Annotated in this window: 11 protein-coding genes; 1 reads left to right on the top strand and 10 read right to left on the bottom strand. The window is 68.9% G+C overall.

Features of this window, described 5'->3' with window-relative positions; genetic code table 11:
• Positions 1-139: 139 nt before the first annotated feature.
• Positions 140-988: a 3-hydroxyacyl-CoA dehydrogenase family protein gene (locus tag AB0B98_RS24770; protein ID WP_124773549.1), complete on the bottom strand. Its 849-nt coding sequence runs from the start codon at positions 986-988 to the stop codon at positions 140-142.
• A gap of 79 nt (positions 989-1,067) precedes the next feature.
• Positions 1,068-2,510, bottom strand: coding sequence for a UDP-N-acetylglucosamine 1-carboxyvinyltransferase (gene murA, locus AB0B98_RS24765; RefSeq protein ID WP_357365623.1), 1,443 nt, complete (start codon positions 2,508-2,510; stop codon positions 1,068-1,070).
• Between murA and AB0B98_RS24760 the strand changes: the two genes are divergently transcribed.
• On the top strand, positions 2,509-3,081 hold the full coding sequence (locus AB0B98_RS24760; RefSeq protein ID WP_238670530.1) for a cob(I)yrinic acid a,c-diamide adenosyltransferase: 573 nt from the start codon (positions 2,509-2,511) through the stop codon (positions 3,079-3,081). The genes murA and AB0B98_RS24760 overlap by 2 nt on opposite strands.
• A gap of 390 nt (positions 3,082-3,471) precedes the next feature.
• On the opposite strand, the gene AB0B98_RS24755 is transcribed toward AB0B98_RS24760, so the two are convergent.
• The 8 genes from AB0B98_RS24755 to AB0B98_RS24720 all read right to left on the bottom strand — a co-directional run bounded on the left by AB0B98_RS24755 (position 3,472) and on the right by AB0B98_RS24720 (position 11,224).
• On the bottom strand, positions 3,472-3,927 hold the full coding sequence (locus AB0B98_RS24755; RefSeq protein WP_124857610.1) for a DUF2550 domain-containing protein: 456 nt from the start codon (positions 3,925-3,927) through the stop codon (positions 3,472-3,474).
• 12 nt (positions 3,928-3,939) lie between these two features.
• Positions 3,940-4,221, bottom strand: coding sequence for a F0F1 ATP synthase subunit epsilon (locus AB0B98_RS24750; protein WP_030333186.1), 282 nt, complete (start codon positions 4,219-4,221; stop codon positions 3,940-3,942).
• 88 nt (positions 4,222-4,309) lie between these two features.
• Entirely contained in the window at positions 4,310-5,452 is a 1,143-nt protein-coding gene (locus AB0B98_RS24745; protein WP_357365620.1) for an LCP family protein, read from the bottom strand.
• A gap of 222 nt (positions 5,453-5,674) precedes the next feature.
• Positions 5,675-7,111: a F0F1 ATP synthase subunit beta gene (atpD, locus tag AB0B98_RS24740; protein WP_357365618.1), complete on the bottom strand. Its 1,437-nt coding sequence runs from the start codon at positions 7,109-7,111 to the stop codon at positions 5,675-5,677.
• Positions 7,111-8,040: a F0F1 ATP synthase subunit gamma gene (locus AB0B98_RS24735; protein WP_238670533.1), complete on the bottom strand. Its 930-nt coding sequence runs from the start codon at positions 8,038-8,040 to the stop codon at positions 7,111-7,113. The genes atpD and AB0B98_RS24735 overlap by 1 nt, the downstream gene beginning before the upstream one ends.
• Before the next feature lie 4 nt (positions 8,041-8,044).
• Complete coding sequence (atpA, locus tag AB0B98_RS24730; RefSeq protein ID WP_357365616.1) at positions 8,045-9,697, bottom strand: F0F1 ATP synthase subunit alpha; 1,653 nt, start codon at positions 9,695-9,697, stop codon at positions 8,045-8,047.
• 166 nt (positions 9,698-9,863) lie between these two features.
• The gene (locus tag AB0B98_RS24725) at positions 9,864-10,685 is read right to left on the bottom strand and encodes a F0F1 ATP synthase subunit delta (protein WP_357365614.1); all 822 of its coding nucleotides are present in this window, start codon (positions 10,683-10,685) and stop codon (positions 9,864-9,866) included.
• Positions 10,685-11,224: a F0F1 ATP synthase subunit B gene (locus AB0B98_RS24720; protein WP_112584053.1), complete on the bottom strand. Its 540-nt coding sequence runs from the start codon at positions 11,222-11,224 to the stop codon at positions 10,685-10,687. Before AB0B98_RS24720 ends, AB0B98_RS24725 begins: the two co-directional genes overlap by 1 nt.
• Positions 11,225-11,254 lie beyond the last annotated feature (30 nt).

The raw sequence follows: 11,254 nt of genomic DNA, 5'->3' as shown, positions 1-11,254 counted from the left end.
GTGGTGGGCGGGGGGGGGTGGGTGGGGGTTGTGTGGTGGGTGAGCGGTGGGGTGGTCTGCCTCACCACCTCCCGGGGCCCCACCACGCGCGCGGGCTGCGGGGCCGGGGGGGGGGGCCCCCCCCCCCGGCCGCCACCACTCAGTACGTGTAGAAGCCCTTGCCGGTCTTGCGGCCCAGGTCACCGGCGGTGACCATCCGCTGGAGCAGCTCCGGCGGGAAGAACTTCTCGTCGGCGGTGTCGGTGTAGATGTTCTTCGAGGCGTGCAGCAGCACGTCCACCCCGGTCAGGTCGGTGGTGGCCAGCGGGCCCATCGCGTGCCCGAAGCCCAGCCGGCAGGCGGTGTCCAGGTCCTCCGCGGACACCACGCCGGACTCGACCAGCTTGACCGCCTCCATCACCAGGGCGGAGATCAGCCGGGTGGTGACGAAGCCGGCGATGTCCCGGTTCACCACCACGACCGTCTTGCCGATCTCCTCGGCGAAGACCCGCGCGGTGTCCAGCGTGGCGTCGCTGGTCTTGTAACCGCGTACCAGCTCGCAGAGCTGCATCATCGGCACCGGGGAGAAGAAGTGCGTGCCGACGACAGCCTCGGGCCGCTCGGTCACCGCGGCGATCTGGGTGACCGGGATTGCCGACGTGTTGGTGGCGAGCACCGCGTCCGACTTGCAGATCTTGTCCAGGGCGCGGAACACCTCGTGCTTGATCTCCAGGCGCTCGAATACCGCCTCGACCACGATGTCCGCGTCCGCCGCCGCCTCCAGGTCGGTGGTCGGGGTGATCCGAGCCAGCGTCGCCTCGACCTCGGACGCCTCGATCTTGCCCTTCTCGGCGAACTTCTCCAGTGACTTCCGAATACCGCCCAGACCCCGGGTGGTGGCCGCGTCGTCCAGGTCGCGCAGCGTCACCTGCCAGCCCGCCTGCGCCGCCACCTGGGCGATGCCGGAACCCATCAACCCGGCCCCGACGACCGCGAGTCGACCCGCCATCTACTTCTCCCTCGCTGCGATTGAGTGCCTGCCTGCACCCTAGTCGGCGAGACTGAACGATGACTAAGTGGCGGGGGCGTCAGATCTCCAGTGCCGGCTCCTCCGGCGTGGTGCCCCGCTCGACGGCCACCCCGAGCGCACGCAGGTCGGCAACGAAGTCCGGGTAGCCCCGGTCGACGTGGTGCACGTGGGAGACCTCGGTGACCCCCTCCGCGCAGAGCCCGGCAATGATCAGCCCCGCGCCGGCCCGGATGTCGGTGGCCCGCACCGGGGCACCGGAGAGCCGGTCCCGTCCCCGGACCACCGCGTGATGCCCGTCGGTCTTGATGTCCGCGCCGAGCCGCATCATCTCGTTGGCGAACATGAACCGGCCGTCGAAGATGTTCTCGGTGATCAGGGAGGCGCCGTCGCTGACGACCGCCAGCCCGATCGCCATCGGCAGCAGGTCGGTGGCGAAGCCGGGGTACGGCAGGGTCACCACGTCCACCGCCCGTGGTCGCTCGTCCATCCGTACACGGAAGCCGTCTCCCCGGGTCTCCACCAGCCCGCCTGCGGCCACCACCTTGTCCAGGGCGACCTCCAGGAAGGCCGGGTCCAGCCCGGTCACCGTCACGTCGCCCCGGGTCATCGCCGCGCCGAACGCCCAGGTGCCGGCGACGATCCGGTCCCCCACCGTGGCGTGGCGCACCGGACGCAGACCAGGCACACCGGTGATCCGCAACGTGGACGTGCCCGCGCCGACGATGCGCGCGCCCATCTGGTTGAGCATCGTGCAGATGTCGACAATCTCCGGCTCCCGGGCCGCGTTGTCGATCATCGTGGTGCCCTGGGCGAGCACCGCCGCCATCACCAGGTTCTCGGTCGCGCCGACGCTGGGGAAATCCAGCACGATGTCAGCGCCACGCAGACCGTGCGGGGCGGAGGCGATGACGAACCCGTGCTCACCGGAGATCTCCGCGCCCATCCGGGTCAGCCCGGAGATGTGCATGTCCAACCCCCGCGACCCGATCGCGTCGCCGCCGGGATGGGCCACCCGCACGTACCCTCGGCGGGCCAGCAACGGGCCGAGCACGCAGATCGACGCGCGCAACCGTCGGACCAGGTCGTAGTCGGCCTCCGCGCCCGGCTGCTCGGGCACGTCGATCGTCACCGACCGGGACCGGGCCACGCCGCCCCTGGCGACCATCGGGTCGACCGGGTCGTCGACGTCGAACTGGACGTCGCAGCCCAACCGACGCAGCACCTCCCCCATGATCGCGATGTCGGTGATCCGGGGGACGTTGGTGATCACGCTGCGGCCCGGCGCGAGCAGCGCGGCGGCCATCAACTTCAACGCCGAGTTCTTGGCACCGACAACGTGCACGGTGCCGGACAGTCGGCCGTCACCGCGTACCCGGATGACGTCGACATCGTTGACCGCCGAATCGCCGGCGTCGCCGGGGCCCACCACCACCGGCCAGCCGGCGGTGCTGTCCGGCCGCGCCGGGATCGTCAGGTCGGGAATCCGTAGGCTGTGCGTCATGGCCGTCCACCTCACGCGCATCTACACAAAGGCCGGCGACGCCGGCATGACCAGGCTGAGCAACAACGAGCAGGTGCCGAAGACCGATCCGCGGATCGCCGCGTACGCGGATGTCGACGAGTGCAACGCGGCGATCGGCGTCGCGCTCGCGCTGGGAGACCTCGACGAGGAGCTTCGCGGCGTGCTGGGGTCGGTGCAGAACGACCTGTTCGACGTCGGCGCCGACCTGGCCACCCCGGTCGAGCCGGAGCCGAAGTACCCGCCGCTGCGGGTGACCGAGGAGTACGTCGAGCGCCTGGAGGGCTGGTGCGACGAGTACAACGCACGCCTGAGCAAGCTCGACTCCTTCATCCTCCCCGGCGGCACCGCAGGTGCGGCGCTGCTGCACGTGGCGCGGACCGTCGCCCGGCGTGCCGAACGGGCAGCGTGGGCGCTGGTGAGCCACGATCCGGAACGAACCAGCACGCTCCCGGCAAAGTATCTCAACCGGCTCTCCGATCTGCTGTTTATCCTGTCAAGAACGGCAAATCCGGCAGGAGACGTGCTATGGGTGCCGGGCGGCAAGCGCTGAACGTCGGGCGCTCCGCACCACGTCAAGGTCTGGGTTCCCACTCTGCCGGCCACCACGCGTAGCCAGGGCCGACTCGTCCTCCGGGCGACCTCCGCCAGGGCCAGGGCGAGTCAGCGTCTAGATCGACTCGGGTTCCATGAAGTCGGGCCATCCTGGCCACCACGACACCGCGATTTCAAGGAACCCGAGTCGATCACCCGCGCCCGGCCACTGAACAGGCGGGACTCAGCCGCACCGGTAACGGCAGGTGATGAAAAACGCGCCAGAACGGCGGACAGTGCCCACGAAGGGGTTTCCGGGGGAGCCCGCCCGGCGCAGGGATCAAGCCTGACCGCCCGGAGCCGGGCGGGCTCCCCCGGAAACCCAGAAGAGCAACCACCGAAGAGCAGGTCAGGCAGCCGGCCAGTCCTGGGAGGCCATACGCGGCGAGACCGCCCCCGGAGGGGCGGCCTCGAGCCAGGAGAGAAAACCGGTGACTGTCGATCGCGCCATGGCGATCTCCACCGGTGCGTGGTGACTGGTACAGCGGAGGATCACCCAGTCGGCCGGCATGGAGAACCGTTCCTGACCTTCGGGCAACCGGCGGCGCTCCACTGCCAACCCCTTGCGGGAGAGCACCCGCTTGGGCCGGATCGCGAAGCTGAACATCCGGTACCAGCGCAACTCGTCACCGGCGAACCGGCCGAAGCCGGGCGACCAGCCGCGGCCGTCGAGCATGGTGGAGACCCGGACGCTGAGCCGGATGATGCCACCGCTGCGGGTGACCAGAGCTCGCCGGACGAAGAGGATCAGTAGCGCGCCGAGGATGACGACAACGCCGATTCCGAATCCTTCGACGATCTCCATCCCCGGTGTGGCTCAGCGGCTCTGCGCGGAGACCGGGGTTGCGCTCTCGGCCAGCACTGTGACACCGTCGGCGCTCACCGAGAGGAAGCCGCCGGCCACCTCGTAGGCGACCTGCTCACCGCCGGCGAGCTTGATGCGTACCTGGCCGGGCTCGGCGAGTTGGCCGAGCAGCGGCGCGTGCCCCGGCAGGACACCGAGCTCGCCTTCGGTCGTCCGGGCGACGACCATCTCGGCGTCACCGGACCAGACCTTCTCCTCGACGGCGACGAGCTCGACGTGAAGCTGCTGTGCCACGCTGTCTCCTTGCTGCGGCTACGGATTGCCGAAAGTCTAGCCTGACGACGCGGCGCGCCCAACGCGGGTGGGGACAACGCCGCCCTGACTACTTGGCCTTGTTCACAAATTCCGGGTGCTCCAGCAGGAACGGGTCGAGTTGCTCGTTGTGCAGGGCGGTGAAGAAGTCCGGAACGCCGTCCTGGAACTGCTCGCCCAGGTACTTCTGACCCTCGAAGACCCCGCCACCGGGCAGCTTGATCATCTCGATGGTGTTCGGGCGGATGTCCTTCAGGGCGAGGCCGAAGTCGACCACGCTGTTGCCTCGACCGTTGAAGATCAACGACTGGCCGGCGGCGCGGAGCACCTTGTCCAGCTTGATCGGGTTGGACACCACGTCGGCGCTGAACGCCTGGCCGACCATGGCCTTGACGAACTGCTGCTGGTGGCGCTGCCGGCCGTAGTCGGAATCCGGAACGCCGTTCTTCGGGTAGCGCTGCCGGACGTAGTCCAGCGCCTGCCACCCACTCAGGTGCCGGTTGCCCTTCTTGTAGAGCGCCTGCGGGCCGACGTAGCCCTCACCACGGGTGTTGCCCGGCCGAGGCTTGCCGTCCGGCTGCTTGTGCTCGGACTTCACGTCGCGCTCGATGTACATGTCGACACCGCCCATGGCGTCGACGATCTTCTGGAAACCGGTGAAGTTGATGATCGCGCCCGCGTCGAAGCGCTTGATGCCCGTGACGTTCTGCACTGTGGTGGCCAGCAACTCGAAGCCCCGTGCCGCGTCGGGGTTGGCCCCCGGCACCTTGCTGCCGAACGACATCGCGGCGTTGATCTTCGTGGTCTCACCCGGGAAGTCGGCCTTCTTGAACGCCGGGATCCGCACGTAGAGGTCACGCGGCAGCGAGAACAGGTAGGCCCGGTCCATCGAGGCCGGCACGTGCAGCACCATGATCGAGTCGGCCAGCGGCGCGGCTGTCGGCGTACGCGGGTCGATGCCGACGAGCAGGATGTTGAGCGGGCCCTTGATGTCGCTCTTCTTCGCCTGGGCGCCCGCGGCCTGGTCGCCGAAGAGGTCTGCCTTGCCGACGGACCCCTCGTAGCGGGCCATCAGCACCTCGGTGCCGACCAGCACGGCGCCGCTGAGCACGGCCAGCACCGTGCCGAACACGGTGCAGATCCTGGCCCACCGCGGCACACCTCGCCAGATGGACGGCTTGCGGCCCCTCTTGCCGGCCTTACCCACGAGCATCTCCGTTCGTTACGCCCACGACGAGGAAGACGGGCGCACGTCGCCGAAAGGTTGCAAAGATCAACGCTCGTTCAGGTGAGCGCGGAACGAACCGTAGCTCGGGAGCCTCCAAAGTGACGACCACGAGTAACGGACCGCGACGATGGTAGGACGCGAACATGAACAAAAGACTGCCCCGGCATTGCCGGGGCAGTCTTTTGCTACGAGTCGGATGAGGGCTGGTCAGCCCTTCATCAGCTCCTCAGCCTTCTTCTCAAGGTCCTCGAGGCCGCCGCACATGAAGAACGCCTGCTCGGGGAAGTGATCGTACTCACCCTCGCTGATCTTCCGGAACGCCTCGATGGTCTCCTTGATCGGGACCGTCGAGCCCGGTACGCCGGTGAACTGCTCCGCCGCGTAGGTGTTCTGCGACAGGAAGCGCTCGATCCGCCGGGCGCGAGCCACGGTGATCTTGTCTTCCTCGGAGAGCTCCTCGATGCCGAGGATGGCGATGATGTCCTGCAGGTCCTTGTAGCGCTGCAGGATCCGCTTCACCTCGGTGGCCACCTGGAAGTGCTCGTTGCCGACGAACTCCGGGGCGAGGATCCGGGACGAGGACGCCAGCGGGTCCACGGCCGGGTAGATGCCCTTGTCGGAGATCGACCGCTCCAGGTTGGTGGTCGCGTCCAGGTGGGCGAACGTGGTGGCCGGGGCGGGGTCGGTGTAGTCGTCCGCCGGCACGTAGATCGCCTGCATGGAGGTGATGGCCTGGCCCCGGACGGAGGTGATCCGCTCCTGGAGCTCGCCCATCTCGTCGGCCAGGGTCGGCTGGTAACCCACGGCGCTCGGCATACGGCCGAGCAGGGTGGAGACCTCCGAGCCGGCCTGCGTGAAGCGGAAGATGTTGTCGATGAAGAGCAGCACCTCCTGCTTCTTCACGTCCCGGAAGTACTCGGCCATGGTCAGCGCGGACAGCGCCACCCGCAGCCGGGTGCCCGGCGGCTCGTCCATCTGGCCGTAGACAAGCGCGGTCTTGTCGATGACGCCGGACTCGGTCATCTCGGCGATGAGGTCGTTGCCCTCACGGGTGCGCTCACCCACGCCGGCGAAGACCGAGGTACCACCGAAGTTACGGGCAACCCGGGTGATCATCTCCTGGATGAGCACCGTCTTGCCCACACCCGCGCCGCCGAACAGGCCGATCTTGCCGCCCTTGACGTACGGGGCGAGAAGGTCGATGACCTTGATGCCGGTCTCCAGCATCTCGGTCTTCGGCTCCAGGTCCGCGAAGGCCGGGGCCTTGCGGTGGATACCCCAGTGGTCGTCCGGGGTCAGGGTCTCGCCCTCTTTGAGGTTGAGCACCTCGCCGATCGCGTTGAACACGTGGCCCTTGACCGCGTCGCCCACCGGAACGGTGATCGGCTTGCCGCGGTCGCGCACCTCCGCGCCACGGACCAGGCCGTCCGTCGGCTGCATCGAGATGGCACGGACCAGGTTGTCACCCAGGTGCTGGGCAACCTCCAGGGTCAGCGTCTTCTCACCGCCGGACAGGTTCACCGTCACGTTCAGGGCGTTGAACAGGGCCGGCATGGCGTCGCGCGGGAACTCGGCGTCGACGACCGGGCCGATGACCCGGACCACGCGACCCGTGGCCGTCTTGGTCTCTACTGGTGCAGTCATCACACTTCACTTCCCGACGCGGCCAGCGCGTTGGCGCCGCCGACGATCTCGCTGATCTCCTGGGTGATCCCGGCCTGGCGAGCCGAGTTCATCTCACGCGTGTACTTCTCGATCATGTCTTCGGCGTTGTCGGTGGCGCTCTTCATCGCCCGCCGCCGTGCCGCCGACTCACTCGCCGCCGACTCGATCAACGCCGCGTAGATCCGCGTGTTGATGTACCTCGGCAGGAGCGCGTCGAGCAGCGCCTCCGCCTCCGGCTCGAACTCGTACGCCGGCAGCAGCCCCTCGGAGCGCGGCCGGTCCTCCACCTGCATCGGACCAATGATCTTGGTGACCGGGTTCTGCGTCATCAGCGAGTGGAACTCGGTGTAGACGATGTGCAACTCGTCGACGCCGAGCACCCCGTCCGCGCCTGCACCGCCGTCGACATCGTCCGCGCCGGCCGTGAACGCCTTGATCAGCGTCTCACCCACAGTGCGGGCGTCCTCGAACGAGGGCTGCTCGCTGAAGCCCGTCCAGTTGGCCTCGATCGGCCGGTTGCGGAACCGGTAGAACCCGACGCCCTTACGCCCGATGACGTAGAGCACCGGCTCCTTGCCGTCCGCCTTGAGCCGCGCGATCAGCGACTCCGCCATCTTGATCGCGTTGGCGCTGTAGCCGCCGGCCAGGCCACGGTCGCTGGTGACCAACAGGACGCCCGCCCGGCGCACCCGCTCGCGCGGGGTGAGCAGCGGGTGGTCGATCCGCGCGTTGGACGCCAGCGCCGTGAGCACGCCGGTGATGGCCTGGGCGTACGGCAGGGACGCCTGCACCCGGGCCTGGGCCTTGGCGATCCGGCTCGTCGCCACGAGCTCCATCGCCTTGGTGATCTTCTTCATCGACTTCGCCGAGCGGATCCGTTGACGAAGAACGCGTACCTGGGCCGCCATGGGATCAGCTCTCGGCCGGGCGGTCGGTCGCGCCGTCGCGGAAGCGGGTCACCGTCTCGCGGTTCTCCTCGCCCTCCAGTGGCGCGGCCGGCGCGTCGTTGACCTTGCGCTCGTCGTCCTTGCCGAGGAAGACCTGCTTGAACTCGCTGATCGCCTTGTCCAGCGAGCCGACGATGTCGTCGCCCCACTGGTTGTCGGCGATCCCGGCCAGCACACCCGCGTGCTTGTGCCGCAGGTACTGGAGGAACTCCGACTCGAAGCGCCGGACCTCACCCACCGGGATGTCGTCCAGCTTGCCCTCGGTGCCGGCCCAGACCGAGACGACCTCTTCCTGCACCGGGTACGGCGAGTAGTTCGGCTGCTTGAGCAGCTCGACCAGCCGGACACCGCGGTCCAGCTGTGCCCGGGAGGCCTTGTCCAGGTCGGAGGCGAAGGCGGCGAACGCCTCCAGCTCGCGGTACTGGGCCAGGTTGAGACGCAGCGAACCGGCGACCTTACGCATCGGCTTCACCTGCGCGGCGCCACCGACCCGGGAGACCGAGGTACCGACGTTGATCGCCGGACGGACGCCCTGGTTGAACAGGTCGGTCTCCAGGAAGATCTGGCCGTCGGTGATCGAGATGACGTTGGTCGGGATGAAGGCCGAGATGTCGTTGGCCTTCGTCTCGATGATCGGCAGACCGGTCATCGAGCCGCCACCCAGCTCGTCGGAGAGCTTCGCGCAACGCTCCAGCAGACGCGAGTGCAGGTAGAAGACGTCGCCCGGGTACGCCTCACGGCCCGGCGGGCGACGCAGCAGCAGCGACACGGCCCGGTACGCCTCGGCCTGCTTGCTCAGGTCGTCGAAGACGATCAGGACGTGCTTGCCGCCGTACATCCAGTGCTGCCCGATGGACGAGCCGGTGTACGGGGCGATGTACTTGAAGCCGGCCGGGTCGGACGCCGGGGAGGCCACGATGGTGGTGTACTCCATCGCGCCCGCCTCCTCCAACTGCCCCTTGATGGAGGCGATGGTGGAGGCCTTCTGGCCGATGGCGACGTAGATGCAGCGAACCTGCTTCTTCGGGTCGCCGGTGCGCCAGTTGTCCCGCTGGTTGAGGATGGCGTCCAGGGCGACAGTGGTCTTGCCGGTCTTCCGGTCGCCGATGATCAGCTGCCGCTGGCCCCGACCGATCGGGGTCATCGCGTCGATCGCCTTGATGCCGGTCTGCAGCGGCTCGAACACCGACTGCCGGGACATCACGTTCGGAGCCTGCAGCTCCAGCTCGCGGTAGCCCTCGTCGGCGATGTCGCCGAGGCCGTCGATCGGCTGGCCGAGCGCGTTGACCACGCGGCCGAGGAAGGCATCGCCGACGGGCACGGAGAGCACCCGGTCGGTGCGCTTGACCCGCTGCCCCTCCTCCAGCTTGGCGGAGTCACCGAGGACGACGACGCCGATCTCCCGGACGTCGAGGTTCAACGCCACGCCGAGCGTGCCGTCCTCGAACTCCAGGAGCTCGTTGGTCTTGGTCGAGGGCAGGCCCTCGACGTGGGCGATACCGTCGCCGGTGTCGGCGACGGTGCCGACCTCCTCGCGGGAGACGTCGGACGAGTAAGAGGAGACGTAGCGCTCCAGGGCGCCGCGAATCTCCTCCGTCGAGATGGTCAGCTCGGCCATCCTCTGCTTCCTTAAAATTCAGGGGCCCGGGATACCTAGTACCAACCGGTCCGAATGGCGTCTGTCAATCCGGGCGCTGCGGCGGCGGAGCCGCCCCAACGGTGAGGCGGCGGAACCACCGCATTGCTGGGCGACACACCGCCCCAACACGGGGCGGTGCAGCCGATCAGCGCTTCGCGAGCGCGTTGCGGGTCTCGTTGAGGCGGCGCAGGATGGTGCCGTCGTACAGGTCGGAACCGACCCGGACGCTCACGCCACCGAGGACGGCGGGGTCGACCGTCTGCTTGACGGAGACCTCCCGACCGTATATCGCGGTGAGGCTCGCACCCAGCCGACGCTCGTCCTCGTCACTCAACGGGGCCGCGACGGTCACGTACGCCACCTGCCGGTCACGCCGTTCGGCGGCGAGCTCGACCAGCCGGGTGAGCGCTCCGGTGAAGGAACGTCCCCCGAACCCGCCGAGCGCGACCTCGACGAGGCGGACGGTGACCGGAAGGGCCTTGTCGGCGAGCAGCTCGCGGGCCAGGGTGGTCCGCTGCTCGACCGGGGCGACCGGGTCCGCGAGCGCGTTGCTCAGCGCCGACTGACCGGTCACGACCTGGCCGAAGCGGAACAGCTCGTCCTCGACCTCGCCCAGCTCCCCGGCGGAGTCGGCGCTGGCCAGCAGCGCCTCCACGCCGAGGCGCTCGGTGCCGTCGAGCAGCTCCGACGGTGCCGACCACCGGCCGGAGACCAGCGACACGAGCAGGTCGAGCGCGTCAGCGCCGATCCGCCCGCCCAGCATGTCGCCGAGCAGAGCGCCGCGATCCGCACCAGACCGGGCCGGGTCGGAGAGCGCCCGGCGCAGCCGCGGCTCGCGCCGCAGCAGGGTGGCCACGGAGAGGATGGCGTCGGCGGTGGAGGCCACCGCCGACGGCTCCGCGCCGCGGACGTACGCGTCGAGGCGCTCGGCCGCGACCTTGTACGACTCCCGGCTGGCGGCCTGCATCAGCGGGCCCCCGTGCTCTCGAGACCGCTCAGGAACCGGTCGACGGTGCCCTTACGCCGCGCCTCGTCGGCCAGCGACTCGCCAACGATCTTGCTGGCCAGGTCCACCGCGATCGTGCCGACCTCCGCACGCAGCTCGCGCACGATGGTGGCCCGCTCGGCGGCGAGCGCGTCCTTGCCGGCCTGGATGACCCGGTCGGACTCTTCCCGCGCCTTGGCGAGGATGTCCTGACGGATGCCCTCGGCGTCGGCCCGCGCGTCGTCACGGATCTTGGCGGCGTCGGTCCGGGCCTCAGCGAGCTGGGCACGGTACTGCTCGAGCAGCTGGTTCGCCTCGGCCTGGGCGGCCTCGGCGCGCTTGATGCCGCCCTCGATCGCGTCGACCCGAGCCTGGAACGTCTGCTCCATACGCGGGAAGACGAACTTCATCAGCACGAAGCAGAGCACGGCGAAGGCGACCGTGCCGACCACGATCTCCTGCCAGATCGGAATGATCGGGTTGTGGTCTGACTCACCACCCTCGGCGGCGAGGAGGAACAACATGGGTGACCTCCCGGTCGGAAGGGGCGG

Source organism: Micromonospora sp. NPDC048947, from assembly GCF_040649495.1.
GTDB classification, from domain to species: Bacteria; Actinomycetota; Actinomycetes; order Mycobacteriales; family Micromonosporaceae; genus Micromonospora; species Micromonospora alfalfae.
This window is presented reverse-complemented; position numbering and strand designations above follow the sequence as displayed.